Annotated in this window: 24 protein-coding genes; 12 read left to right on the top strand and 12 right to left on the bottom strand. The window is 62.9% G+C overall.

Annotation, left to right across the window (positions count from 1 at the left end):
• Positions 1-101: 101 nt before the first annotated feature.
• The 4 genes from FHK92_RS12565 to pedF are packed head-to-tail and all read right to left on the bottom strand — an operon-like array spanning position 102 to position 3,163.
• Positions 102-1,040, bottom strand: a complete 939-nt coding sequence (locus tag FHK92_RS12565) for a quinoprotein relay system zinc metallohydrolase 1 (protein ID WP_181288353.1) — start codon at positions 1,038-1,040, stop codon at positions 102-104.
• Positions 1,041-1,055: 15 nt separating this feature from the next.
• A complete protein-coding gene (locus FHK92_RS12570; protein ID WP_181288354.1) occupies positions 1,056-1,811 on the bottom strand; it encodes a quinoprotein dehydrogenase-associated SoxYZ-like carrier in 756 nt (251 codons plus the stop codon).
• A gap of 9 nt (positions 1,812-1,820) precedes the next feature.
• Complete coding sequence (locus FHK92_RS12575; protein ID WP_181288355.1) at positions 1,821-2,696, bottom strand: substrate-binding periplasmic protein; 876 nt, start codon at positions 2,694-2,696, stop codon at positions 1,821-1,823.
• A 5-nt stretch (positions 2,697-2,701) separates the two neighbouring features.
• On the bottom strand, positions 2,702-3,163 hold the full coding sequence (gene pedF / locus FHK92_RS12580) for a cytochrome c-550 PedF (RefSeq protein WP_181288356.1): 462 nt from the start codon (positions 3,161-3,163) through the stop codon (positions 2,702-2,704).
• 252 nt (positions 3,164-3,415) lie between these two features.
• Here pedF and exaA point away from each other — a divergent pair, with 252 nt between their 5' ends.
• Positions 3,416-5,272, top strand: a complete 1,857-nt coding sequence (exaA, locus tag FHK92_RS12585) for a quinoprotein ethanol dehydrogenase (RefSeq protein WP_181288357.1) — start codon at positions 3,416-3,418, stop codon at positions 5,270-5,272.
• Between the two features lie 132 nt (positions 5,273-5,404).
• The gene (locus tag FHK92_RS12590) at positions 5,405-6,043 is read left to right on the top strand and encodes a pentapeptide repeat-containing protein (protein WP_181288358.1); all 639 of its coding nucleotides are present in this window, start codon (positions 5,405-5,407) and stop codon (positions 6,041-6,043) included.
• A 162-nt stretch (positions 6,044-6,205) separates the two neighbouring features.
• On the opposite strand, the gene FHK92_RS12595 is transcribed toward FHK92_RS12590, so the two are convergent.
• Together FHK92_RS12595 and FHK92_RS12600 are read right to left on the bottom strand one after the other, a co-directional pair.
• A complete protein-coding gene (locus tag FHK92_RS12595; RefSeq protein WP_181288359.1) occupies positions 6,206-6,844 on the bottom strand; it encodes a response regulator in 639 nt (212 codons plus the stop codon).
• Positions 6,841-8,097 carry a HAMP domain-containing sensor histidine kinase gene (locus FHK92_RS12600; RefSeq protein ID WP_181288360.1) on the bottom strand — a complete coding sequence of 419 codons (1,257 nt, stop codon included), beginning with the start codon at positions 8,095-8,097 and terminating at the stop codon, positions 6,841-6,843. Before FHK92_RS12600 ends, FHK92_RS12595 begins: the two co-directional genes overlap by 4 nt.
• Before the next feature lie 363 nt (positions 8,098-8,460).
• Here FHK92_RS12600 and FHK92_RS12605 point away from each other — a divergent pair, with 363 nt between their 5' ends.
• From FHK92_RS12605 to FHK92_RS12630, 6 genes are all read left to right on the top strand, one after another.
• Positions 8,461-9,627 (top strand): ABC transporter substrate-binding protein, encoded by a 1,167-nt coding sequence (locus tag FHK92_RS12605; protein WP_181288361.1) that lies wholly within the window; start codon positions 8,461-8,463, stop codon positions 9,625-9,627.
• Between the two features lie 26 nt (positions 9,628-9,653).
• Positions 9,654-10,643 carry a YVTN family beta-propeller repeat protein gene (locus FHK92_RS12610; RefSeq protein ID WP_181288362.1) on the top strand — a complete coding sequence of 330 codons (990 nt, stop codon included), beginning with the start codon at positions 9,654-9,656 and terminating at the stop codon, positions 10,641-10,643.
• Positions 10,640-11,371 carry an ABC transporter ATP-binding protein gene (locus FHK92_RS12615; RefSeq protein ID WP_181288363.1) on the top strand — a complete coding sequence of 244 codons (732 nt, stop codon included), beginning with the start codon at positions 10,640-10,642 and terminating at the stop codon, positions 11,369-11,371. Before FHK92_RS12610 ends, FHK92_RS12615 begins: the two co-directional genes overlap by 4 nt.
• Positions 11,368-12,159, top strand: coding sequence for an ABC transporter permease (locus FHK92_RS12620; protein ID WP_181288364.1), 792 nt, complete (start codon positions 11,368-11,370; stop codon positions 12,157-12,159). The genes FHK92_RS12615 and FHK92_RS12620 overlap by 4 nt, the downstream gene beginning before the upstream one ends.
• A 263-nt stretch (positions 12,160-12,422) precedes the next feature.
• Positions 12,423-12,956 (top strand): PQQ-dependent catabolism-associated CXXCW motif protein, encoded by a 534-nt coding sequence (locus tag FHK92_RS12625; RefSeq protein ID WP_181288365.1) that lies wholly within the window; start codon positions 12,423-12,425, stop codon positions 12,954-12,956.
• A gap of 54 nt (positions 12,957-13,010) precedes the next feature.
• The gene (locus FHK92_RS12630) at positions 13,011-13,676 is read left to right on the top strand and encodes a response regulator transcription factor (RefSeq protein ID WP_039588789.1); all 666 of its coding nucleotides are present in this window, start codon (positions 13,011-13,013) and stop codon (positions 13,674-13,676) included.
• 173 nt (positions 13,677-13,849) lie between these two features.
• Here FHK92_RS12630 and nahK read toward each other — a convergent pair whose 3' ends face one another.
• The 5 genes from nahK to FHK92_RS12655 form a co-directional block, all read right to left on the bottom strand.
• Positions 13,850-16,492: a hybrid sensor histidine kinase/response regulator NahK/ErcS' gene (gene nahK / locus FHK92_RS12635; protein ID WP_258232660.1), complete on the bottom strand. Its 2,643-nt coding sequence runs from the start codon at positions 16,490-16,492 to the stop codon at positions 13,850-13,852.
• A complete protein-coding gene (gene nosP, locus FHK92_RS12640) occupies positions 16,422-17,585 on the bottom strand; it encodes a nitric oxide-sensing protein NosP (protein ID WP_181288366.1) in 1,164 nt (387 codons plus the stop codon). The genes nahK and nosP overlap by 71 nt, the downstream gene beginning before the upstream one ends.
• Before the next feature lie 332 nt (positions 17,586-17,917).
• On the bottom strand, positions 17,918-19,102 hold the full coding sequence (locus tag FHK92_RS12645; protein WP_181288367.1) for a porin: 1,185 nt from the start codon (positions 19,100-19,102) through the stop codon (positions 17,918-17,920).
• Positions 19,103-19,471: 369 nt separating this feature from the next.
• Complete coding sequence (locus FHK92_RS12650) at positions 19,472-20,746, bottom strand: glucarate dehydratase family protein (RefSeq protein ID WP_181288368.1); 1,275 nt, start codon at positions 20,744-20,746, stop codon at positions 19,472-19,474.
• Positions 20,743-22,101 (bottom strand): MFS transporter, encoded by a 1,359-nt coding sequence (locus FHK92_RS12655; protein ID WP_181288369.1) that lies wholly within the window; start codon positions 22,099-22,101, stop codon positions 20,743-20,745. The genes FHK92_RS12650 and FHK92_RS12655 overlap by 4 nt, the downstream gene beginning before the upstream one ends.
• Before the next feature lie 122 nt (positions 22,102-22,223).
• Here FHK92_RS12655 and FHK92_RS12660 point away from each other — a divergent pair, with 122 nt between their 5' ends.
• On the top strand, positions 22,224-23,120 hold the full coding sequence (locus FHK92_RS12660; protein WP_181288370.1) for a LysR substrate-binding domain-containing protein: 897 nt from the start codon (positions 22,224-22,226) through the stop codon (positions 23,118-23,120).
• Positions 23,121-23,351: 231 nt separating this feature from the next.
• On the top strand, positions 23,352-23,786 hold the full coding sequence (locus FHK92_RS12665; RefSeq protein ID WP_030140739.1) for a nuclear transport factor 2 family protein: 435 nt from the start codon (positions 23,352-23,354) through the stop codon (positions 23,784-23,786).
• Positions 23,787-23,925: 139 nt separating this feature from the next.
• On the opposite strand, the gene FHK92_RS12670 is transcribed toward FHK92_RS12665, so the two are convergent.
• Positions 23,926-24,849 carry a LysR family transcriptional regulator gene (locus FHK92_RS12670; RefSeq protein WP_181288371.1) on the bottom strand — a complete coding sequence of 308 codons (924 nt, stop codon included), beginning with the start codon at positions 24,847-24,849 and terminating at the stop codon, positions 23,926-23,928.
• A 125-nt stretch (positions 24,850-24,974) separates the two neighbouring features.
• Here FHK92_RS12670 and FHK92_RS12675 point away from each other — a divergent pair, with 125 nt between their 5' ends.
• Together FHK92_RS12675 and FHK92_RS12680 are read left to right on the top strand one after the other, a co-directional pair.
• On the top strand, positions 24,975-25,181 hold the full coding sequence (locus FHK92_RS12675; protein ID WP_030140737.1) for a tautomerase family protein: 207 nt from the start codon (positions 24,975-24,977) through the stop codon (positions 25,179-25,181).
• A gap of 303 nt (positions 25,182-25,484) precedes the next feature.
• Entirely contained in the window at positions 25,485-26,219 is a 735-nt protein-coding gene (locus tag FHK92_RS12680) for an SDR family NAD(P)-dependent oxidoreductase (RefSeq protein ID WP_181288372.1), read from the top strand.
• The last annotated feature ends 12 nt before the right edge of the window (positions 26,220-26,231 follow it).

The raw sequence follows: 26,231 nt of genomic DNA on the forward strand, positions 1-26,231 counted from the left end.
AGGCCCTAAAAATAGCCAGTCAACATTGATAACCAGGATGGCAACAAAAGGGCCGCTGCGCAGCCCAGCGGGAGCAAGCTCCCTCGCCACGGGATGAATGCTCAGTCAGGGTTTTGGGTGTCCACCCGCTTCATCCCCGCCCGCTCATAACGCGGATAAAGATGACTGACGCTGCGAATCAACTCATACCGGCTCAGGCTGATCCCGGCGAAGCGCTCGGGGATGGGGCTGCGGATCATCTCCGCCATGTCGTCGCCCCGAGCGGCGCCGTCGCGCATCAGTTGATCGAGCCAGCCCAGGTAGTCACGCATTTGCGTAAAGGGCCGGGCATCATTGGCCACCGGGCCGTGGCCAGGGACGATTTGCTTCCAGGGCAGCGCCTGCAAGGTGTCGAGGTCCTTGAGCCAGACCTCCAGGCCGGGGCTGTTCGGGGTGGTCAGGGCCCGCTCATAAAACACCAGGTCGCCGGCAAACAGCACGCCAGTGGTTTCATCGAGGATCGCGAGGTCCGCGCCGGTGTGCCCGGCCAACGCGAGCAGGCGCAGTGAATGATCGCCGACTTTCAGCGTACCGGGGCTCAGCGCCTGGGTTGGCAGCACGACCTCGGTGCCGCGCATCCAGTCGCCCACCAGCCGGTACATGTTTTCCGCCATCGCATCGCCCTGCTGTCGCAGCAGGTCGGTGGTGCCGGGCAGCGCACCGATGGGTACATCGCCGAAGGCCTGGTTGCCCAGCACATGATCCGGATGATGATGCGTCAGCAACACCTGGATCACCGGTTTGTCCGTCGTCGCGGCAATGGCCTGGCGCAGCGCCTCGCCATAACGCTTGGACGGTCCGGTGTCGATGACCACCACCCCGGCCTCGGTGACGATGAACCCGGTGTTGACGATGTTGCCACCGTTGGCCTTGGCGAAATTATCCGTGCTGCCTTCCAGCAGCCAGGTGCCCTCGGCGATCTGCCGCGGCTTGAGGGAATAATCGGTGGCGGACCATGCCGGCAGGCACAGCCCAAGACAGATCAGCAACAACCAGCGCATGGCGCGCTCCTTTGGTCAGGGAATGGCCGCCTCGAACTGGTTGCCGCTGTTGTCGCGCAGCACCAGGCGGGTCTGGCCCGGGCCTTTGATATCGAAGCCCAGGTTGGGGTTTTCGCTGACTGCCGGGAACAACTCCAGGCGCGCCAGCGGCTTGCCGTCGGCGTCCCGCAGTTGCGCCTGGTTGATGAAGAACTCCGGGATGCCACTCACCAGGCCGTTGTCCATCGGATGGGCGATCTGCAAGCGCAGGCGATTCGAATCCCCGCGCGGATAGCGCCCGCCCAGCACTTCGCCCAAGTGCTCTTCCCAACCCGGTTGGGTGCGCACCACACTGGGTGCAGTGCAGCCGCCACCCGCCGCATCGATCAGGGTCGAGCCGACGTGCCACAGGCCGTCGCGGGTCTGCACGGCGGCACGCAGCGGAGTCGCCTGCTCGATACGAATACGGATCGACAGCCACGGCAGCACCCGCTCCGAGGGCTGGAAATCGACGATTCTAGGCAGCGGGTTGAGCTCGGCCCAGGCCAGCACCCGCACGACGTCACCCGTGAACGCTCGCGCGTCGATTTCCAGGGGCACCTGGCGTGCATCTTCGGCAAAGGGCGGCGCCAGCAGCCGCACCCGCTCGTCGAACACGAACGGCGCATCCGCCAGCAATTGTTTGTGATAGAAGGCCCACATCACCGACGGCACCGGGTCCTTTCCCGGCTCGATCGCGCTCGCCATCAATGGCAGCCACCCTAACAGCAGGCCAAACGCTCGCCAGTTCATTTCGCGCTCCTATTGGTACATTTCGGGTACTTCGTAGCGCAGGCCATAGCGGGCATACACCGCTTTGACGCTGCCGTCGCGAATCAGGCCTTCCAGCGCCTCTTCCACCGCATAGGCCAACTGACGGTTGCTTTCATGCACCGCCATGCCGATCTCCCAACGCTGCTTGCCCATGTTCGGGTAGGCGTTTTCAGCGAGGGCCAACTGCGGATCGGCGGCCTGGTGAACTTGCCAGTCGATCTCCCCGCGCATCGCCATGACCGCGTCGACTTCACCGGCCTGCATGGCCCCGAAGGCTTTGGCAACGCTGGGGTAATGGCGAGTCTTGGCGCTGAGCATGCCGTTGAACACCGAGGTCAGGTAGAACGACGGCACGCTGTCGACTTCCACCCCAATCGGGTGTTGCTGGAACACCGCGACACTGCCTACCGACTCCAGTCGGCGGCGGTCATACGCCACCTGCCAGCATTCCTGCTGATACGGCCCGAACATGACGACCTGGGCATTTTCCAACTCACCGATGTCGTTGCGCCGTTGCACATAATCGTGATCGTACGGCACGCGCATCATCAGGTCGGCCAGTTGCCGGTCGTGCAGCGGACTGCTGCGCCAGATGTAGTCGCGTAGGTCATCGTCGAGTTTCTCGCCGGGCGGCGCCCAGATCAGTTTCAGCCGCACGCCCATGGCCTTGGCCAGGGCCTGCGCCAATTCCACATCGACGCCCCGGGGCTGGCCCTGGTCTTCGAAACTGTAGGGCGCAAAATCCTTGTAGACCGCGACCTTCAATTCGCCGGCCGCGATCATCTGGTCATAGCTGCGCACCTGCGCCTGCACCGCCGGGCCCCACAGCAACAGGGCGCACATCACCCACGCGAACAGGCGCATGGCAATCACTCCTCGACGTGCACGCTGTCCAGATAGGTCCGCACCGCCCACAGCGCTTCCTGACTCAGGTAATCGGCCATTTTCGGCATGTACACCCGACCGTCGCGCACCGCGCCGTGGCGCACGCGTTCGACGAACCATTCATCGCCGGCTTCGGCGGCGTCGAGCATGCGCAGATCCGGGGCGATCCCGCCGGACTTGGCTTCCAGGCCATGGCAGGCCGCGCAGTTCTGGTTGTACGCCGAGGCGCCGATTTCCACGGCTTTGTCCCGCTCGGGAGAGTTGCGATACGGGTTCTGTGCGACCCAACCGTCGGCGTCCACCGGCAGGTTGGTGTCCTTGATCGGGGTGAGTCCCTTGGTTTCCACTGCCTGGGGCACTACGTTGCCATGGGCCCACGCGGAGCCAGCGCCGGTCAGCCCCATCAGCAGTGCGGTAGCGATGATGGCGTTGCGTTTTGTTGTCATTGTTATGCCCTCGAAATTGCACGCAAGACCTCTTTGCAGAGGCCGTGCCGTCATCTTAGGAACCGCGTGCCCAGAGCCGAATGCTGCTTTGGTGGTCGCGGTCTAGTTCCTTGGTAGCAGGTCGTCCGACGCAAGTCGCAAAGACAGGCGGTCTGGGAAGTTTTCCCGGCAAGGGCGGGACTTTTTCCGTATCGGACGAGGCGTGCGAGCCCCGACCCTAGTCAGGCCAAAACCTCACTGGGAAATCCCACCATGACAATAAAAACCCGCCCCGTCCTCTCCTCCCTGGCCATTGCCTTGCTGCTTGCCGGCGGCCTGTCCCTGGGCACCCAGGCGCATGCCGCCGTGACCTGGGAAGACATCGCCAATGATCACCTAACCACCAAGGACGTGCTGCAATACGGCATGGGCACCAACGCCCAACGCTGGAGCCCGCTGGCCCAGGTCAACGACAAGAACGTGTTCAAGCTGACCCCGGCCTGGTCCTATTCATTCGGCGACGAGAAGCAGCGCGGCCAGGAATCCCAGGCCATCGTCAGCGACGGCGTGGTGTACGTCACCGGCTCGTATTCGCGGGTGTTCGCGCTGGATGCCAAGACCGGCAAGCGCCTGTGGACCTACAACCACCGGCTGCCGGACAACATTCGCCCCTGCTGCGACGTGGTCAACCGCGGCGCCGCTATCTATGGCGACAAGATCTACTTCGGCACCTTGGACGCCCGCGTCGTCGCCCTGGACAAAAACACCGGCAAAGTGGTGTGGAACAAGAAATTTGGCGACCACGCCGGCGGCTACACCATGACCGGCGCCCCGGTGCTGATCAAGGACAAGACCAGCGGCAAGGTCCTGCTGATCCACGGCAGCTCCGGCGATGAGTTCGGCGTGGTCGGGCAACTGTTCGCCCGTGACCCGGACACCGGCGAGGAAGTCTGGATGCGCCCGTTTGTCGAAGGCCACATGGGCCGCCTCAACGGCAAGGACAGCACCCCGACCGGCGATGTCAAGGCGCCGTCCTGGCCTGACGACAAGACCACCGAGACCGGCAAGGTCGAAGCCTGGAGCCACGGCGGCGGCGCACCTTGGCAGAGCGCCAGTTTCGACGCCGAGACCAACACCATCATCGTCGGCGCGGGCAACCCCGGCCCTTGGAACACCTGGGCGCGCACGGCCAAGGACGGCAATCCGCATGACTACGACAGCCTCTACACCTCCGGCCAGGTGGGTGTCGATCCAAGCACCGGCGAAGTGAAGTGGTTCTACCAGCACACGCCGAACGATGCCTGGGATTTCTCCGGCAACAACGAGCTGGTGCTGTTCGACTACAAGGACAAGGACGGCAAAGTGGTCAAGGCCACCGCCCACGCCGACCGCAACGGCTTCTTCTATGTGGTGGATCGCAACAACGGCAAGTTGCAGAACGCCTTCCCCTTCGTTGACAACATCACCTGGGCCAGCCACATCGACCTGAAGACCGGTCGGCCGGTGGAAAACCCCGGCCAGCGCCCGGCCAAGCCGTTGCCCGGAGAAACCAAGGGCAAACCGGTGGAAGTCTCGCCTCCGTTCCTCGGTGGCAAGAACTGGAACCCCATGGCCTACAGCCAGGACACCGGTCTGTTCTACGTACCGGGCAACCAATGGAAAGAGGAGTATTGGACCGAGGAAGTCAGCTACAAGAAAGGCTCGGCGTACCTGGGCATGGGCTTTCGCATCAAGCGCATGTATGACGATCACGTCGGCAGCCTGCGTGCGATGAATCCCACCACCGGCAAGGTGGTGTGGGAGCACAAGGAGCCGCTGCCGCTGTGGGCCGGCGTGCTGGCAACCAAGGGCAACCTGGTGTTCACCGGCACCGGCGACGGTTTCTTCAAGGCCTTCGATGCGAAAACCGGCAAGGAACTGTGGAAGTTCCAGACCGGCAGCGGCATCGTCTCCCCGCCCATCACCTGGGAGCAGGACGGCGAGCAGTACATCGGCGTGACCGTCGGCTACGGCGGCGCCGTGCCGTTGTGGGGCGGCGACATGGCCGAACTGACCAAGCCAGTGGCCCAGGGCGGTTCGTTCTGGGTGTTCAAGATTCCGAGTTGGGATAAGGCCACGGCGCAGAAATAACCCTGACCCACACCACAACCCCTGTGGGAGCGAGCTTGCTCGCGATGGCGCAGTGTCAGTCAACATCAATGTCGGCTCAACCACCGTCATCGCGAGCAAGCTCGCTCCCACAGTTAACACCGAGTTCCTACCATGAGATTTTTTCCATTGCTGCTCCTGTTCATCAGCGCGGTTGCCAACGCTGACGACATCCCACTGACTCTCAATGGCTGCATCATCGCCGAATCCAGCCAATGCCCCGGCGCCAACCTGCGGGGCGCCAACCTGGCCAACCAGGATCTGCGCAAGATGAACCTCGCCGGCGCGGACCTGCGCGATGCCGACCTGCGTCACGCGCGGCTGGACCTGGCCAATCTGGAAAAGGCCCAGCTACAGGGCGCCAATCTCAATCGAGCCAGCCTGCAACAAAGCAACCTGCGCCTGGCGGACTTCAGCGGTGCCACGCTGAAGGCGATCCAGGGCTGGGGCCTGTTTGCCCAGGGTGCGCAATTTAAGCGCGCTGATTTGACGGCGGCGTATCTTCAGTTCGCCCGCTTGTCCGGCGCCCGTCTGCACGACGCCAACCTTCAAGCCGCCGACCTGGAAATGGCCTGGCTGAGCAAGGCCGACCTCAAGGGCGCTGATTTGCGCGATGCCAACCTGCAAGAGGTCAAGTTGGGTGAAAGCAACCTGGAACAGGCCAACCTGACGGGCTCGCGCCAGCATTACGGGAATTTCCAGGATGCCAATATGCAGGGGTGTGTCGGGTGCCCGACTTCTTGGGAGCGCTGAACACCCCGTGGCGAGGGAGCTTGCTCCCGCTGGGCTGCGAAGCAGCCCCAATTTGTACGACTCAATCAACCTGACACACCGAGGCGCCGGCCTTGGGGGCGCTTCGCACCCCAGCGGGAGCAAGCTCCCTCGCCACAGTTGATGGTCATCGCCTAAGAGGGTTCACCCCGCCACCCGCACCACCCCCATATCTATCCCCAAATGCACCAACTCGGCATGGGAACTGACCTGCAATTTGCTCTTGAGCAACGTCAGGTGGTTGGACACGGTCTTCGCGCTGATGCACAGCTGTTCGGCAATGGTTCGCGCGGGGGTGCCCTTGGCGAGCATGACGAAAATCTCCAGCTCACGTTGGGTCATCGATTGCAGGCGCGGATCGCTGTCGTGGCGGGTGGTCGCGCAGGCCAATTGCGTCGCCAGGGCCTGTTCGATATAGGTATGACCGGCCAACACCCGCCGCACCGCTTCGACCAATACCTGCGGTGCCGAATTCTTGGTCAGGTAACCCGCCGCGCCGGCCTCAAGCGCCTGGCGAACCAATGGCAATTCATCGTGCATGCTGAAGAACAACACCCGCAGTTGCGGCAGGCGCTGCCGCAGGCGCCGGGTGGTTTCCAGCCCGCTGATGCCGGGCAGGCCGAAGTCCATGATCACCAGGTTCGGTACCTGCTCCTGCACCTGGCTCAACGCCTCTTCGCCCGAAGCGGCTTCGCGAACCTGCAGCTCCGGCATCAACGCCCGCAACAGGCTGGCGTAGCCCTGCCGGACCACCGCGTGGTCGTCCACCAACAAAATGTTCATCGCGCCTCCAGGGGAATGTTCAAGGCCAGGGCCCACCCCGCGCCGGGGCGGCTCAGGATCCGCAGCTCACCGCCGAGGCTGCGCGCCCGCTCCGACATCGAATGCAGGCCGACGCCGGCGCGAGCGGGCTGCTTGGCACCGCGCCCGTTATCGCGCACCCATAGCCGCAGGCGACCGGCGCGGTGCTGCATGCGGATGCGTACCTGGCTGGCGTCGGCATGCCGGGCGATGTTGGTCAGCGCTTCCTGCAACAAGCGGTACAGGTGGGCTTTGTCCGGCCCGGCCAATGCCGGTATCGCGCCATCGACCCGCAACTGACAGGCGATGCCGTGGTTGTCCTGCCATTGCCGGGCCAACAGCTCGATGGCCTCGCCCAGCGGCAGATGCTGGAGCACGACGGGGTACAAATCGTTGACCAAAGTGCGAAAGCCTTGCTGCAAATGATCGCAGTGTTCTTCCAGTTCGCTGGCGGTCTGCTCCAGCGCAGGCGGCTGGTGGATCACCAGCCGCAGCAGGCAGGCCCGCGCTCGAATGCCTGCCACGTACTGGCCCAAATCGTCGTGCAGGGTTTGCGCGAGGGACCGGCGCTCCTGCTCTTGCACAGCCAGCAATGCCTGGGTCAGCCGAGCATTGTCCGCCCGGGTCTGGGCCAGGGCGGCAGTCATGCGATTGAAATGCTCCGCCAACTGCTGGGCCTCCGAAATGCCTGCTGCCCGCAGGTTCACCTGCAGATCCCCGGCGGATACCTGATGCAGCGCCTGTAGCAATTCGTCCAGCAAGCGCATGCCCCGGCGCACCGCCCAACGAATCGCCAGCAGGCTGAGCAGCAAGGCCATCGCGCAGACGCCGAGCAGTTGTATGAGCGAGTCGAGGATCTCATCGATTTCATCCACGGGGTCAACGGCGATCCAGGCCCGACGTCCGTCCTGCAATTCAACGACCTGGGCGGCAGGACCATCGGCCAACAGTCGATGCCCCAACCAGGCGTTCAAGCCAGGCTCTTGCGCCGGCGAGTTTTCCCTGGGTGCCAACCAACGCACCCGCACATGACGCAGGCTGCCGGTGAGCCGCGATTGAAGGCTAGCCGGGTCGCGCTCGGCGGTTTCGCGCAGGTAATGCACCACCGACTCGGCCGATTGCAATTCGCGCCGCACATCCGCCGTGGCCTGGTGCAACAGCAGCGTTGCGCAGGCCAGGGTGACCAGGGCGAAGAACGCCGTGACCCAGAGGTTGATGCGCCAGAGGGCTGACATGGCTAGCGCTCCGCCCCCTGACTCACACCGATCCCTTGTGGGAGCGAGCTTGCTCGCGATAGCGGTGGGTCAGCCGGCCTCAATATTGAATGTGCCGCCATCATCGCGAGCAAGCTCGCTCCCACAGGGGTCGGGGCACGCCAATCCACTCCGATCAAACTCAGGATCAACAACAACGGCAACAGCAGCGTCTTGAACATTCGCACGGTCTGTCCGCTCCCTGATGAATGACAATTGAAAGCATCCTAAAACCCCGACGCCTGGGGCGAGCTACTACCTTGGTACTGCCCCGGCGGTACTTTCTGCATATTTCCCCGGGACCACGGCCTTCCTATGCTGGCGCTACCTGCAATGGAGGACGTCATGCGCCGGCTTGTCAGTTACGCCCTGGTCTGCCTGTTTGCTGCGACAGCCGCCCAAGCCGGCGATGCCGTGCCGTTGCAGGTGCGCATCGGCTACCTCGGCTACCGGCCCGATCCGGGCCCCCTGTTATCCAACGTTATCGCCGAACCCACCGACGCCGGGCTGCGCGGCGCCGAACTGGCGATCATCGACAGCAACAGCACCGGACGTTTTCTCAAGCACGACTACCGCCTCGAAAGCGCCAACGTCGACACCCCCGAAGCGCTCCTGGAGGCCGCCCGTGCCCAGCATGCGCAAGGCCTGCGCCTGTTCGTGGTGAATGCGTCGGGCGAGAGCCTGCGCCAGCTCAGCGCGGCCCTCCCCGACAGCCTGCTGTTCAACGCCGGCAGCCCCGACGACAACCTGCGCACAACCGACTGCCTGGGTAACGTGCTGCACACCCTGCCCGACCGCGCGACCCTCGCCGATGCCCTGATCCAATTCAGTGTCGTGCGCAAATGGCAGCGGGCCTTGCTGATCGTCGGCCAGACACCCGAAGACCAGGCCTACGCCGCCGCCTTGCGCCGGGCCATGAAGCGCTTCGGCATGAAGATCGTCGCCGAGAAGCCCTGGCAGTTCGACAACGACCAGCGCCGCAGCGCCCAGGCCGACATGCCGCTGTTCACCCAGGCCGCCGAGTACGACGTGGTGCTGGTGGCCGACGAGCGCGGCGACTTCGGCGAATACGTGCCCTACCAGACCTGGTTCCCGCGCCCGGTGGCCGGCACCCAGGGGCTGACGCCCACCGGCTGGCACAAGACCGTCGAGACCTACGGCGCGGCGCAACTGCAAAAACGCTTCGAAGCCCTGGCCGGTCGCTGGATGAACGACCGCGACTTCGCCGCCTGGATCGCCGTGCGCAGCATCGCCGCCGCCGTCAGCAAGTTGCGCCAGGACGACCCGTTCGCCATCCGCCAACTGGCCCTCGGCGACGAGCTGCCGCTGGATGGTTTCAAGGGCCGCAAGCTCAGCTACCGACCCTGGAATGGCCAGTTGCGCCAACCGATTCCCCTGGTCCAGCCGCGAGCGCTGGTCAGCACCTCGCCCCAGGACGGCTTCCTGCACCCTTCCAACGAAATGGACAGCCTGGGCTTCGACCGGCCCGAAGTGAGCTGTCGCTACCCCTGATCGATCACAACAATAAGGAAAACGCCATGCGCCGCCCCCTGCTCAACCCGGCTCTGCTTCGCCAAGCCCTCGCCCTGGGCGCCTCGCTGCTCCTTGCCGGTCCCGCTGCCGCCAGCATCGCCTGGGTCTCCAATGAAAAAGACAACAGCCTCAGCCTGATCGACCTGCAGCGCCTGGAAGTCGTCGAAACCTTGCCGGTGGGCCAACGCCCCCGGGGCCTGTTGTTGTCCCATGACAATCGCCTGCTGTACATCTGCGCCAGCGATTCGGACCGTGTCCAGGTGATGGACGTCGCCACCCGCAAGATCATCAAGGAACTGCCTTCCGGCAAGGATCCGGAGCAATTCGCCCTGCACCCCAATGATCGCTGGCTCTATGTTTCCAACGAAGACGATGCGCTGGTCACGGTGATCGACACCCAGACCTCCGAAGTGCTGGGCCAGATAGGCGTGGGCGTCGAGCCCGAAGGCATGGCTGTCAGCCCCGACGGCAAGTGGGCGGTCAACACCAGCGAGACCACCAACATGCTGCACTGGATCGACACGAGCACCCAGACGTTGGCGGACAGCACGCTGGTGGATCAGCGTCCGCGTTTTGTCGAATTCAATCGCGAGGGCACGCAGCTCTGGGCCTCGGCGGAAATCGGCGGCACCTTGACCATCCTCGACGTCGCGACGCGCCAGGTCCTCAAGACCCTGACCTTCCAGATCAAGGGCGTGCACCCGGACAAGGTGCAGCCGGTGGGCATCAAGCTCAGCGCCGACGGCAAGCTCGCGTTCGTCGCCCTGGGACCGGCCAACCATGTGGCGGTGATCGACGCCAAGACCTTCGAGGTGCTGGATTACCTGCTGGTGGGCCGGCGCGTCTGGCAACTGGCGTTCACCCCGGACCAGAAGCAATTGCTGGCGACCAACGGCGTCAGCGGCGATGTCTCGGTGATCGACGTGGAAAGCCGCAAGGTGCTCAAATCGGTGAAAGTCGGGCGCTATCCCTGGGGCGTGGTGGTGACGCCATGAACGCCTTGGAGGTCAGCGACCTGAGTTTCGCCTACGGCGCCCGGGAAGCCCTGCGCCAGATCCATTTCAGCGTGCCCGCCGGACACTTCGCCGCGCTCCTCGGGCCCAACGGTGCGGGGAAATCGACGCTGATTGCCTTGCTGACGCGCCTGTATGACGTGCAGCGCGGCGAGATCCGGGTCGGCGGCCATTCGCTGCGCACGTCACCGCGCCAGGCCCTGCGCCAGTTGGGCGTGGTGTTCCAGCAAAGCACGCTGGACCTGGACCTGAGCGTCGAACAGAACCTGCGCTATCACCTCGCGCTGCACGGTGTGTCACGCCGCCAGGGCTGCGCGCGGATCGACGCCGAGCTGGCCCGCCAACACCTGACGGAGCGGCGCCACGAGCGGGTGCGCAACCTCAACGGCGGCCACCGACGCCGGGTCGAAATCGCCCGGGCGCTGCTCCACGAACCGCGCCTGTTGCTGCTGGACGAGCCGAGCGTCGGGCTCGATCCGGCCAGTCGCCAGGCCTTGGGGCAGCATATTCGCCAGTTGTGCAACGAACAGGGCATCAGCGTGCTCTGGACCACTCACTTGCTCGACGAAGTGCAACCCAGCGATGACCTGCTGATCGTGCATCAGGGCCGGCTCGTCGCCAGCGGTCGGGCCGAGGACGTGAGCGAGAAACACGGCGGCAGCCTCGGCTCGGCCTTCCATCGTTTGACCGCCTCGGGGGTGGCCGCATGAGCGCGTATTGGCAATGTTTCAGCGGCATCGTGATGCGCGAATGGCTGCGTTTCGTCTTGCAGCGCACGCGGTTGCTCAGCGCCCTGGTGCGACCGTTGTTGTGGCTGCTGGTGTTCGCTGCCGGTTTTCGGGCGGCGCTGGGCATCGCCATCATCGCGCCCTACGACACCTACATCCCCTACGAGGTGTACATCGTGCCGGGGCTCGCCTGCATGATCCTGCTGTTCAACGGCATGCAAGGCTCGCTGTCGATGGTGTACGACCGGGAAATGGGCAGCATGCGCGTGTTGCTGACCAGCCCCCTGCCCCGGGCGTTCCTGCTGGCGAGCAAGTTGCTCGCGACCTCGCTGATTTCGTTGCTGCAGGTCTACGCCTTCCTCGCCATCGCCTGGCTCTACGGCGTCCAGCCGCCGGCGATGGGCCTGCTGCTGGCATTGCCGGCGCTGCTGCTGGTGGCGCTGATGCTCAGCGCCCTGGGCCTGTTGTTGTCCAATGCGATCCGGCAACTGGAGAATTTCGCCGGGGTGATGAATTTCGTCATCTTCCCGATGTTTTTCCTGTCTTCGGCGCTGTATCCGCTGTGGAAAATGCTCGAGGCCAGCCCCTGGTTGTACTGGCTGTGCGCGGTGAACCCCTTCACCCACGGCGTGGAACTGGTGCGGTTCGCCTTGTATGGGCAATTCAATGTGCTGGCGATGGCCGTGTGCGTGGGGCTGACGCTGCTGTTCGCACTGCTGGCGGTGTGGACGTTCAATCCGCAGCATGCGGCGTTGCGCAAGGCCAGTTGACCCCACCCACGCCAATCCTGTGGGTGGAATCCCCTGTGGGAGCGAGCTTGCTCGCGATGGCGGTGGTTCAGCGAGTAAAAATGTGACTGGAAGACCGCTATCGCGAGCAAGCTCGCTCCCACAAGGGCTTGTGCATGACTTTGGGACCACACCTTTTTTAAGGCCAAAATTACTACTTTAGTACCGGTTTTCCTGTCTATGGTCGCATTCACAAGACCTCGACCCTGTCATGTAATGGGCGCATAACAAAAAGGATAAAAACCATGCCCCGTTTGCTGGCGATCGTCTTGCTGGGCCTGTCGCTGAATGTCGCGCAGGCTGACACTGCGCTGTTTTCCCCGCAGGGCTATCGCATTACCCAGTATCGCAGCCCGACGCCTGCCGCAGCCGAAGGCGCGCAAACCCTCGACACCGAAGCCTTGCAGCACCTGCTCGGCCAATCCCCCGCCCCGGTGCTGATCGACGTGTACCGTCGTCCTTGGGTCCAGGGACGTTTCATCGACACCGAACCCCACGCCAACCTCCCCGGCAGCCTGTGGCTGGCCAACACCGGCGATGGCGAGCTGGATACGACCTGGCAGGATTACTTCACTTTTCACCTGAGCAAGGCAACCGCCGGACGCCTGGATCAACCACTGGTCTTTTACTGCCGCTCCGATTGCTGGTTGAGTTGGAACGCGGTAAAACGCGCGGCGGCCATGGGCTATAAACACTTGTATTGGTACCGCGACGGCCTCGATGCCTGGGAGGCGGCCAACCTGCCCCTGCAAGCCGCCCGCCCCGAACCTTTTCCCTGATGTGAGCGACCTGCGTGCAACTGCCCCAACACGACAATAACGAGGTGAATGGCCATGTATAAAATCCTGATAGCCGACGATCACCCACTGTTTCGCGAAGCCATCCACAACGTCATCAGCGACGGTTTTGCCGGCAGCGAGGTGATGGAAACCGCCGACCTGGACAGCGCCCTGGCGCTGACCCGCGAACACGACGACCTGGACCTGATCCTGCTGGACTTGAACATGCCCGGCATGCACGGCCTCAACGGCCTGATCAATTTGCGCAACGAGGCGCCGACCATTCCCGTGGTCATCGTTTCCGCCGAGCAGGACAAGCAGATCGTCCTGCAGGCCATCACTTATGGCGCGGTGGGTTTCATCACCAAGTCTTCGCCGCGCTCCCAGATGACCGATGCCATCGAGCAGATCCTCAATGGCAACGTGTACCTGCCGCCGGACATCATCCGCACCCAGAAGAGCCCGACGGGCCGGCGCCTGAACGAAACCCCGGCGTTCCCGCCCGAACTGCTCCAGGCCCTGACGCGCAAGCAATTGCTGGTGCTCGAACGCATGACCAAGGGCGAATCGAACAAGCAGATCGCCTACACGCTGGACATCGCCGAAACCACGGTCAAGGCCCACGTCTCGGCGATCCTGCGCAAGCTCAACGTGCATAACCGGGTGCAGGCGATTCTCAGTGCAGGGGATATTGATTTCGGGGCTTATTTGCGGCGTTGAACGACTGAACACCACAGGGACTGGGTAGAACATCCCTGTGGCGAGGGAGCTTGCTCCCGCTGGGGCGCGAAGCGGCCCCATACCCAGGCACCTCGGTGTGTCAGGCTTGCTCAGGATGGGGCTGCTTCGCAGCCCAGCGGGAGCAAGCTCCCTCGCCACAAAAGCGGTTCGACTCAACCGCTGGCTGGCTGCCCCAACAAATGACTCATCGCAATCTTCAACTTCATCGGCCGCACCGGCTTGTGCATCAGCGTGTGCCCAAGCTCGCGGATCTGTTGCTTGAGTTCGTTGCTGTAATTGGCGGTGATCATCATCGCGGGGATCGGTGAGGTGCGGCAGGCGTTGATCCGGGCCACGGCATCGACGCCGTTCTGGTCGTGGTCCAGGTGGTAGTCGGCAATCAACAGGTCCGCGTCGGCACGATAATCGTCCACCTGCCGTGCCAAGTCCTGTTCCGACAATGCCGTCACCACCCGGCAGCCCCAACCTTCCAGCAACGTGCGCATGCCAGCGCAGATTGCCGCATCGTTATCCAGAACCCAGATCCGCGCCCCGCGCAGGCGTTCGAGCATCGGCTCGCTCATGTCCAGGCACGGCAGCGGCTTGGGCGCGGTGGCGCTGAGGGGCACTTCGATGGCGAATACCGAGCCTTTGCCCGGCCATGAACGCACGTGGATCCGGTGCCCGAGGATTCCGGCGATTTTCTCGACAATCGCCAGCCCCAGGCCCAAGCCACGGTCCTGGTCCGGGCGCTGGACGTCACCACGCTTGAACTCCTGGAAAATCTCCTCCAGGCGATCCTGGGCGATACCAATGCCAGAGTCCCATACCTCAATCGATGCACGGTTGCCCCGGCGGCGGCATCCGAGCAGTACGCGTCCCTTAGGGGTGTAGCGCAGCGCGTTGCTCAGCAGGTTGCGCAGGATCCGCGCCAACAGCTGGATGTCGCTGCGTACCAGCACCGAGCAAGGCACGAAACGCAACTCAAGGCCCTCGCTGCGCGCCACTTGGCGGTACTCGGCCGCCAAGTTGTCGAGCAGTTCACACAAGGCGAATGGCGCGACATCGGCCTTGATCACGCCGGCATCCAGCTTGGAAATATCCACCAAGGTGCCCAACAGATTCTCCACGTCCTGCAGCGAATTACTCACGTTGCGCACCAATTGCGCGTTCGCCACCGGCTCGCGGCGTTCGAGCAAGGCGCTGGTGAACAGCCGCGCTGCGTTCAACGGTTGCAGCAGGTCATGGCTGACCGCCGCGAGGAACTTGGTTTTTGACAGGTTGGCCCGCTCGGCCTCGCGCTTGGCTTCCCGAAGACGCAGTTCCACCCGGCTGCGCTCGTCGATCTCGCGCAGCAACTGGTCGTTGAGGGTGGTCAATTCGGCGGTGCGTTCCTGCACGCGCTGCTCAAGGTTCTGATAGGCCTGGTGCAACGCCTCGGCGGTACGACGGCGCTCGGTGATGTCGCGGATCAGCACAAAGATCCCCACCACCTCGCCGTTGGCCAGCCGGTTCGGCACATAGGAGCGCAGCATGTAGCGCTCCTGGTTGTTGATGTTGGTCTCGGCGAATTCGAACGTCACGCTCTCGCCGGCCAACGCCCGGGCCACGTAGGCTTCCAGGCGCTGGTAATGTTGTTCGCTATGGGCTTCGCGCAGGCTCTGGCCGAGCATCACGCCACGGGGCCAGCAATACCATTGCTCGTAGACCTTGTTGGTGAACTCATAGACCAGATCGGCATTGAGGTAAGCGATCAGCGCCGGTACCTGGTCGGTGATCAGGCGGATCCAGCGCTCGCTCTCGCTCAACGCCTCGGCGTGCTGGTAACGCTCGGTGATGTCGGTGAAGGTGTTGACGTAGCCACCGGTGGGCAGCGGATGGGTGCGGATCTCCAGAACCCGCCCATCCGAGAGGCGCTGCTCGCATTCCTGGATGAGCCGGCCATTGCCGTCGCGACTGGCCGGCGTCAGCAGTTGCAGTTCGCTGTCGGCGATCACCTCGTTGAACGGCCGATGGGCCGCCACCGGCGCCAGGCCACTGAGTTCCAGAAAGCGCCGATTCCACAACTCCAGCACGCCTTGGGCGTTGACCATCGCGACGCCCTGGGACAGGTTGTCCACGGCGCGCTGCAACAGATGGGATTTCTGCGCGACGGCTTGTTCGCGGCGCACGGTTTCGCTGAGTTTGACGTCGGTGATGTCGGTGAACAGAATCACCCGCCCACCTTCCTGGGTCGGCCGCTCGCTGACCTGTAGCCAGCGCCCGTTCTGCAAGCGGTACAACACCGGTTCGTCGGGCTGGCCGCGGGTTTCTTCGCTGAACAAACCATTGGCGGTCATCAGGCGCTTGACCTCGGCAAGGCGCATCCCCGCGATGATCCGTACGCGGCTGTGGGCCCAGAACGCCTTGAAACGGCTGTTGAACAGCACGATGCGTTGCTGCTCGTCGAACAGCACGAACGCATCGGAAATGCTTTCGATCGCATCGATCAAGTGCCGATGCGCCGTTTCCGCCCGCAAGCGAGCTTCGCCAAGCAAATGGTTGCCCGCCTTGAGCTCGGCCATGGCCTGGTTCAAGGCATCGGTGCGCTCGCGTACCTGCTCGGCCAGTACCACCGAATGCTGGAAGGCCGCGTACGGGTCGCTGCCCCGGGTCACGCCGGATTCCACCCGTTCGATCAGCGCGTCGTTGATGCGTCGCAGCTTGTGGTTTTCATGCTGTAGGGCGGCGAGCTGCGCCTGCGGCTCAGCGATGTCCGGGGACGCGATGGCGGGCAATGGCAACTCCGGTGAACGTCTGGTTGATGTGCATGCCATTGAACTGTTCTCCATAGGTGTTGAACCCCATCACCCGATGTTCACGCAGAAATTGGCCGATCTGCTCCAGGCCGTCGCGCCCTTCCAGCTCCAGGCGCCGTAGGAAACAGTCACAGCCGATGGTCAGCAACAGATCGCCGAGACGCGCCTGCAAACCGTCGAACAGGTCTTGCAGGTTGTGCAGCAAAGGCCCCGGATCCATGGCGGTCAGGACGATGCCGTTCTCCACCGCACAATAAAAACTCAGGCTCAGGTCTGGATGGACCTGCTGGATCGCTCGGACGTAGTACTGGTCGTTGATCCGCACCGCCAATGGGTGCGCGGCGAATACTCGATAGTCCAGCGCACTTACGGGTACGCCAATGTGCCGCGCGTACTCCTCGGCGGCGGGCTCGGCGTTGAGTTCGTAGACCCGGCGCAAGGCGCTGTCGGCACCGGTCACTACCAGTTTTTCTTGCCGGGGCAGGATGTGGTGGGTGGTGAACACTTCGAATTCCAGCCAGGTGTTGATCAGCACCACCACCGCTGCGCCGCTGTGAAACTGGCCTTCGAAGTAAACGTGGGTGTGGGTCAGGTAGTTGTCATCGCCGGCCGATCCGCCGAAATGCGGGATGTCCCCCAGCGCGGCGCTCAGGGCTGCCAGCACCATTTCCTCACGACTGGACAGGCCATCCAGCAGGGTCAAGGCGAAACTGTGGCCCTTGATCGGCGCCAAGGCGTTGCTGCGACAACCGCTCGCCAGGCGCTCGACCATCTGCTGGGCGTCGATCAGGCTGAAGTGCTCCATCTCGCCGATCAACTCGGCGGCGATGGAAAAATGTCGATGGTCGAACCCCACCGCTGTCACGCAATTGCGGCCATAGCCCTGCGGGGTGATTTCCCCGGCGCTGGTGCAGCCCACCAGGCGAATCCCGCCAAAGCTCCGGGACAGCGCCTGGGCCAGGGCTGGCAAGTCGTATTCGGCGGAACAGAAAAACAGCACGAACCCCAGGTACGGGTGCAGCAACTGGCGCGCCAGTTCCTGGGCCACTTGCTCGACGTCCGTTGCCTGGGACATGGCGCTGACCACACCCTCGCTCTGGGCCTGCTGCATCTGCGCCTCCGACGGTGCGTGATAGAGCCTTGAGTGTACGAACCCGCGCCCGGCCCACGAATGCTACTTGGGTAGCGGGTGGACGCTTCCATGGGAGGAGAACCGTGACGGCCCCGGCCGCGATGCGCACGGTCGGGGCCGACACGAAAACCTTGTTGGCGTGGATCGCTTCTGTGGCGAGGGAGCTTGCTCCCGCTGGGTTGCGAAGCAGCCCCAAAACTCTGAATGAATGAACCTCGTACAGCTCAGTGTTAATTCAAGGGGCTGCTACGCCCGAAGCGTCGGACCGGCCCAGCGGGAGCAAGCTCCCTCGCCACGGGGTTGAGTAGTCCTTACCAGGTCAACACCGCCCCCACCGCAAACGTATCGGTATCTTCATCCTGCGCGCTGGTGTCATGACCGTTGATTTCGAACTGGTTGTATTCAGCGACGAGCTTGAGGTTGTCGTTGATGTCATGGAACAACGCGATACCGCGCGTCTCGTAGTCGGCGCCGCTACCGACCACGCCGTTGCCGTCGTCATCGGTCTTGCCGTAGGACAGCGCCAGGCGGTTCTTGCCCAGTTTGTAGGAGCCCTGCAACAGATAGCCCTTGCTGTCGACGTTGCGCAACGTGGCTTCGCCGGCATTGTTGGTGAAGAACGGGTTGATGCCCTTGGCCTGGAACCCGGAACCGGTGAGCGACAGCCCGCCCATCTTCGCCTGCACGCCATAACCCAGGCCCTTGGACGTCACCGACTCGACATTGGAGTCGGTATTGTCGGAGGTCTGGTAGCTACCGTTGAGCCAGCTGTAGATCTTTGCCCCGGCCAAGTCGAATTGGTAGGTGATCTCGCTCTCGGTGCGCGGGTTTTCCTGGTAGGCCTTGCCGGTGGCGCTGCTGTCGTTGGTGTCCACCGGGTCCATGATGCCCACCGCCACGCGCAGCCCTTCCATCACCGGGGTGCGATAGGTGATCTGTGACGTCGGGAACGGGTACGGATAGCCGCTGCCGATATTGCCGAACGACACGCCGCCACCGTCCACCAGGCCCAGGGTGTCGCTGACCTGACCGTAGCCAGCCAAGAGCTCGTCGAGCAGGATGTTGGAACGGGCGAACAAGCCAAAGTCCTTGCCGATTAATACCTCGCCCCACTCCGGGTTGGCGACGGTGCCATAGAACTGCCGCACGTCGATGGCGGTGTCGGTGCCGTTGGTTTCACTGTCGTTGATGGTCACCCAGAACGAAGCCCGTGCGCCGAGCTTCAGGTCGTCGACCTGCTTGCCCATGTTGAAACCCAGGTAGTTGGGCAGGAAGCCCATCTTGACCCGCGCCTGACGCCGGTCAAACTGGTCCCCGGCGCGGTCCACGTCGCTGTTGACGTAGAAAGCGTTGATATAGCCGTCGGTGGAAAAGGTCGTCTGATCCTTGTCGTACAGCATGATTTCGGCGTGGGCCCAGGGCATCGAGCCGAGGGTCGAGAGGCCGGCGATGACCGCAGGCAAAAAACGCAGGCAGGTATTTTTATTGTTGTGCATGGCGCGCTCCGCAACAGGGGACGGGATGTCGGAGGCGATTATCGAAAGGCGCCAGGGCGCGTCATACGCTGCCTTGGAGGTGATTGGCGGCTGCTTTGGCAGCGCAGGCCCGGCGCGGCAGTTTTGGCGTAAGACCCCGATGCCGCCGGGCGCGGTACTTTGGGTGTGGGCCGGTGGGTGGGTTGGTAGGATCAACCCGTTGGCCAAGGGTACCGGGTCGTCTGGTTTTGGGGCCGCTTCGCAGCCCAGCGGGAGCAAGCTCCCTCGCCACAAAAGCAGAGTACGACTTCGTTCCCGAATACGAGGTGATCCCGTGGCGAGGGAGCTTGCTCCCGCTGGCCTGCGCAGCAGGCCCCCTCGCCTAAGGGGTCAGAACCGCGGCTTGACGGTTTTCCAGTCCGGCCGATAGCGCCGCATCTGCCGCACATCATCACGCTGGCGAATGCCGCAACTGAGGAACTGTTCATGCAGCTTGCCCAGTTGATCCCGATCCAATTCCAGACCAAGGCCCGGCGCCCGGGTGATCTTCACGCAGCCGTCGACAAACGGCAGCTTGCCGCCCTTGATCACCTCTTCATCCGGTTCCTGCCACGGGTAATGAGTGTCGCAGGCGTAATCCAGGTTTGGCACCGACGCCGCCACGTGGGCCATCGCCATGAGGCTGATGCCCAGGTGCGAATTGGAGTGCATCGACACGCCCAGGCCGAAGGTGTCGCACATCTTCGCCAGTACCTGGGTGTCCCCCAGCCCGCCCCAATAATGGTGGTCGGCGAGGACAATCTGCACACTGTCCTGGGCCACGCTGCGGCGGAACTCGTCGAAATCGGTGACCACCATGTTGGTCGCCAGCGGCAGCCCCGTGCGCCTGTGCAGCTCGGCCATGCCCTCCAGCCCAGGCGTCGGATCTTCGTAATACTGCAAGTCATCCCCCAGCAACTCGGCCATGCGGATCGAAGTCTCCAACGACCAGTTGCCGTTGGGATCAATGCGCAGTGGCAGCCCGGGGAATGCTCGCTTCAATGCCTTGATGCAGGCGACTTCATGCTCCGGCTCCAGGGCGCCGGCCTTGAGCTTGATGCTCTTGAACCCGTATTCCTCGATCATCCGCCGCGCCTGGGCAACGATCTGCTGCTCGTTCAGCGCTTCCCCCCAACTGTCCGCCGGGTACGGCGAATCGATGTGCTCGGCGTACTTGAAAAACAGATAGGCACTGAACGGCACCTCATCGCGAATCGCACCGCCCAGCAGATCCACCAGCGGCACGTTCAGGTAATGCGCTTGCAGGTCCAGGCAGGCCACCTCGAATGCCGAATAGGCATTGCTGACAGCTTTGCTCGCATGTGAGCCCGGCGCCAATTCCGCCCCGGCAACACTGGCCGGCTTATGGGCCGCGACAGTAGCCTGGACGATGGCCCGCAATTGGTTGAGGTTGAACGGATCCATGCCGATCAATTGGTCCTTAACCTGCTGCTGGATCGCCAGGGCCGGCGCATCGCCGTAGCTCTCGCCGAGGCCGATATAGCCGTTGTCGCTTTCGATCTCGATGATCGAGCGCAACGCAAAGGGCTCATGAATGCCGCTGGCGTTGAGCAGCGGTGGATCGCGAAAAGCGATAGGGGTCACGGTGACGCGTTTGATCTTCATGCAGCGGCTCCCGATGGGCCAGGGTTCAAGGTGTGGTTTTTTTCCGGCAGGCCGGAAGGTGAATCCGGTGTGCCGCGCCCCGGTTGGGTGCGGGCAAAAAAGATCACGACGGCGGCGACCAGGGAGGTGATTGCCAACCCATACAAGCCGCCTTCGATGGAACCGGTGGTCTGTTCCAGGAACCCGAAGGCCGTCGGCGCGACGAAACCGCCGAGGTTGCCGATGGAGTTGATCAGGGCGATCACCGCCGCCGCGATGCGGGCGTCGAGGTAGCCTTGGGGAATTGGCCAGAACAGCGCCGACGCGGCCTTGAAACCGATCGCCGCGAAACAGATGGCGACGAAGGCGAAGATCGGCCCACCCGTTGTGGAAATGAACATACCGAACGCGGCGATCACCAGCGTGACCGCGACCCAGGCCTGCTGGAATTTCCATTTGCTCGCCAGGGCCGCGAAGCCATACATCGCGACGATGGAAATGATCCACGGAATGGAATTGAGCAAGCCGACCTGGAAATCCCCCAGGTTGCCCATCTTCTTGATCATGCTCGGCAGCCAGAACGTGGCGCCATAAATGGTCAGGGCGATGGAGAAATAGATGAAGCAGAACAGCGCGATCTGTCGGTCGGCCAGCAACTTGAACATGGATGGCTTGATCACCTGGGCGGCTTCGCGCGCTCGCTGTTCTTCGGCGATGGTCGCAATCAGTACGTTTTTTTCTTCCGCTGTGAGCCACTTGGCCTGGCTGGGATGCGATTGCAACCAGCACCAGACGAACCCGCACAACACGATGGACGCGCCGCCTTCAATCAGGAACATCCATTGCCAGCCATGCAGGCCCAGCCCGCTGACATTCAGCAAGGCGCCGGTCACCGGTCCGGAGATCACCGAGGCGATGGCCGAGCCGCTGAGGAAAATTGCCATCGCCTTGCCGCGCTCGCTAGCCGGCAACCATTGGGTGAAGTAGTAGATGACGCCGGGAAAGAACCCCGCCTCCGCCGCGCCAAGAATGAAGCGCAGCACGTAGAAACTGGTTTCACCGCGCACGAACGCCATGGCCATCGCGGCCGCGCCCCAGGTGAACATGATGCGGGTCAGCCAGGCCCGGGCACCGTAGCGCTGCAGGAGCATGTTCGACGGCACTTCGAACAGCGCGTAGCCGACGAAGAACAACCCGGCACCCAGGCCATAGGCGGCGGCGCCGATACCCAAGTCGGTCTCCAGGTGGCTGCGGACGAAGCCGATGTTGACGCGGTCGATGTAGTTGACGATGAACATCACCACCACCAACGGCAGGACGTGACGTTTGACCTTGGCCGCCGCGAGGGCCAGGGTCGAGTCCGGTACGTGATTCACAGCGGGCCTCCCGATCTTGTTTTTGTGGGAATTGTTCCGGTAGGGAACGGCCCGATGATGGACGCCGCTGATTGTTCCCGTCTAATCTAACTTGGCACTTGATTGATACCGGGATTGAATCAATGTTTGAGTTGGCCCAGCTGCGCTGCTTCACCACCGTGGCGACAGAACTGAATTTCCGTCGCGCCGCCGAACGCCTCAACATGACCCAGCCACCCTTGAGCCGGCAGATCCAATTGCTGGAACATCACCTGGGTGTCGAACTATTCACCCGCAGCACCCGCAGCGTCGCCCTCACCGCCGCCGGGCGGGCATTTTTCATCGAGGCGCAGAACCTGCTGCAACAGGCGCAGCAGGCCGCCGTGGCCGCCAAGCGCTTTGCCCAAGGCGACATCGGCTCGGTGACCATCAGCTTCGTCGGCAGCGCGGTGTACGAGTTCCTGCCCAAAGTCATCGCCGAAGCGCGGCTCAAGCAACCGCAGGTGAAAATCGTCCTGTCGGAGATGAACACCTACCAGCAACACGAAGCCCTGCGCGCCCGGCGCATCGACCTGGGCATCGTCCGCTCGCCCCTGCTGGAAACCGGCTACGCCACCGAATGCCTGGTGCGCGAACCGTTTGTCCTGGCCGTGCCTGCGGACCATCCACTGGCCGACGCCGAGACCGTCACCGTGCAGGACCTGGACGGGCAGCCGTTCCTGATGTACTCCCACTCCGCCTACCCGCCCTTCAACGAACTGCTCACCGGCATGCTGCGCTCGGCCCGGGTCGCCCCGCAGTTCGTGCAATGGCTCGGCTCCTCGCTGACCATCCTGGCGCTGGTCAATGCCGGCATGGGCCTAGCGCTGGTGCCGCGTTGCGCGACCAGCGTCGTGTTCAGGCAGGTGGTGTTTCGTGAGATCGACTTGGGTGACGGGGTGCAAAGCGAGTTGCACCTGGTGTGGCGTCAGGACAATGACAACCCGGCGTTTTCGATGTTGCTGGAAGGGATTCGCGGGGCGGTTCGGGAGGGACTTTAGGCAACGTGCGGATCTATCACCGTTTGCCCTTGTGGCGAGCAAGCTCGCTGCCCGCTGAACTGCACCGTAGGAGCTGCCGAGCGAAGCGAGGCTGCGATCTTTTGATCTTGGGAAGATCGCAGCCTCGCCAGATTGATCGAGCCCTATTCCCGTCCTTCACCACAAGTTGTACGATGACCGACGAGCCTAGGTGCTCGAACTCCTGATACTTACAAAAACAAGGAAAGACCCATGAAAAAAGCATCATTGCTGATCGGTTTCGTTTGCCTGTTCAGCGGCTACGTAGCCGCCGCGCCCGCATCGGCTGAGAAGGAAGTGGCCGAAGCTGTCGACCACCTGACCCAGGCCATGCTGCACAAGGACATCCCCCAGCTCCAGGCCTTGGCCGCCGAGAACCTGACCTACGGCCACTCCAGCGGCAACATCCAGGACAAGAAAGCTTTCATCGCCGACATCGAAACCGGCAAGAGCGCGTTCAAGACCTTGGAAATGCAGAACCAGAAAATCACCGTTTCAGGCGACGTAGCCATGGTTCGCAACCACTTCTCCGCCCAGGCACTCAAGGGCACCGAAGTGGTCCCGACCGAAATCGAGAACTTCCAGATCTGGCAGAAGCAGAAGAATGGCAAGTGGCTGCTGATTGGTCGGCAGGCGTTTCGGTTCTAACAGTCGGACATAGACCTCTGTGGCGAGGGAGCTTGCTCCCGCTCGGTTGCGCAGCAACCGCAAAAACTTGGGCCCGCTGCGCAGGCCAGCGGGAGCAAGCTCCCTCGCCACGGGGATTCAGTCGAGGCAGGTCGTTACTTCAATCCGCTGCCCACTGCTGTCGGTGCTCCAACAGGAAATCCACAAACGCCCGCACCCGCTGCGGCACGTACCGGCCGTGGGGATATAGCAATGTGAACGGCCGCGAGCGCCCTGCGAACGGCGCGAGCACTTCCACCAGTCGCCCGTCCGCCAATTCCTGTTCGACGATAAATCGGTAGGTCTGGAACAGCCCGGCGCCATTTTTGGCCAGCGTCACCCCGCCCAGCACATCGTCGGAGCAGCAATACCCGCCCTGCCCGAACACTTCCTTCTCCTTGCCCTCGACATTGAACAACCAGGAAATTCGACGACCACTGCTGGGCAGTTCGAACTGGATGCACTCGTGCAGGTCCAGGTCTTCCAGCGTTTGCGGCGTGCCGACCCTGCGCAGGTAGTCCGGGGAAGCGACCACCGCCAGTTTCGCGTCTTCCAGCAAACGGGCGATCATCGAGGAATCCGGCTGGGCCCTCACCCGAATCGCCAGGTCATAGCCCTCGGCAACGAAATCGATATTACGGTTGCTCAGGTGAACGTCCACGCTGACCTGCGGATAAAGCGCGCGAAATGCTGGCAGCAACGGCAGGATCCGGTGATGGCCGTAGGTGGTGGGCACGCTGATGCGCAGTTGCCCGGACGGCACCGATTGCGCGCCCATGACTTCCTGCTGCGCTTCGACCAGTTGCGTCAATGCCTGGCGGCATTGCTCGAAAAAGGTCCTGCCGGCATCGGTCAGGCGGATGCTGCGGGTGGTGCGCACGAAAAGCCGCGACCCCAGGCGTTCCTCCAGGCGAAAGATCGAACGGCTCACCGCCCCCGGAGTGACGCCCGCCACCTGGGCCGCCGCCGTGAAACTGCCCGCCTCGGCCGCCAGGCAGAACAGTTCTATGCTGCCTAACTGCAAGTCTTCGAAGTGACGCTTCATGATTCATTACACCGCGTATCAACTGAAGATTCCCGATGCCTGTTTATCAGGCCGTGGCGTATAAATACAGTGGTCCTCGATTGCGCGGGGTCTTCCTGCGCACATTTCATCAACTGGAGTACAGCATGCCTTTCGTCAATGTTCGTATCACCCGCGACGGCGTCACCCGCGAGCAGAAAGCCCAAGTCATTTCCGAAATCACCGAAACCTTGCAGCGCGTGCTGGGCAAGGACCCGCACCTGACTCATATCGTGATCGAGGAAGTCGACACGGATAACTGGGGGTATGCGGGCATGACGACGACCGAGTACCGAAGTAAACCCAAGGAATAAGGCTTCACGTTACTGAGCCCGGTCCGAATGACCGGGCTTTTTTCTGCGCTTGATAACCCTGTGGGAGCGAGCCTGCTCGCGAAAGCGGCGGATCAGCCAGCTCACATGTGATTGATCAAATGCCATCGCGAGCAAGCTCGCTCCCACAGGGGACTGCGCAGGTTCGATTGATTGATTACACCAAGTATCAACTCAAGTACCAGAACCCCCATTTATCAAACCCAAGCGCATCAATAACCTGATCACAACCAACGCCCAGACACGCGCAGCGGTTCCAACTCAACGTGATCAGGAGTCAACATCATGAGCAATCAGAAAACCGTCATCATCACCGGCGCTTCCAGCGGTATCGGCCTTGGCCTGGTCAAGGCGTTCCTGGCCCGCGGTTATAACGTGGTGGGCAATGCCCGCTCGCAGTCCGGCCTGAACGATGCGGCCAGCCAGCTCGGTCATCCGGCGAGCTTCGTCGGCGTGGCCGGTGACATCGCCGATCCAGCGACGTCCAGCACCCTTATCGGCAAAGCCATCGAGGCGTTCGGCGCGGTGGATGGGCTGGTCAATAACGCCGGTTTCTTCCTGCCCAAACCCTTCATCGAATACAGCCCCCAGGACCTGGAGTCGCTGCTCGACACCAACCTCAAGGGCCTCGTCTACGCCAGCCAGGCCGCTGCCGCGCACATGATCAGCCGCCAGCAGGGCTTCATCATCAACATCTCTGCGTCGGTGGCCCTGCAACCGAATATCCAGGTGCCGGCAGCGCTGCCCGTGCTGATCAAGGGCGGCGTCAACCAGATGACCCGCGCCCTGGCGCTGGAATTGTCACCGTTCAACATCAAGGTCAACGCCGTGGCGCCCGGCATCATCGACACGCCGATGCATGACCCGGCCCACCGCGACTTCCTCAACAACCTGGCCCCGGCTGGCCGAGTAGGCACCATCGACGAGATCGCCGAAGCCGTGTTGTACCTGGCAGGCGCCGACTTCACGACTGGCGCGGTCCTGCCGGTGGACGGTGGCATGAGCACCGGCAAGTGGTAAAAAACAAAACCC

The organism is Pseudomonas brassicacearum subsp. neoaurantiaca (assembly GCF_013608025.1).
Lineage (GTDB): Bacteria > Pseudomonadota > Gammaproteobacteria > Pseudomonadales > Pseudomonadaceae > Aquipseudomonas.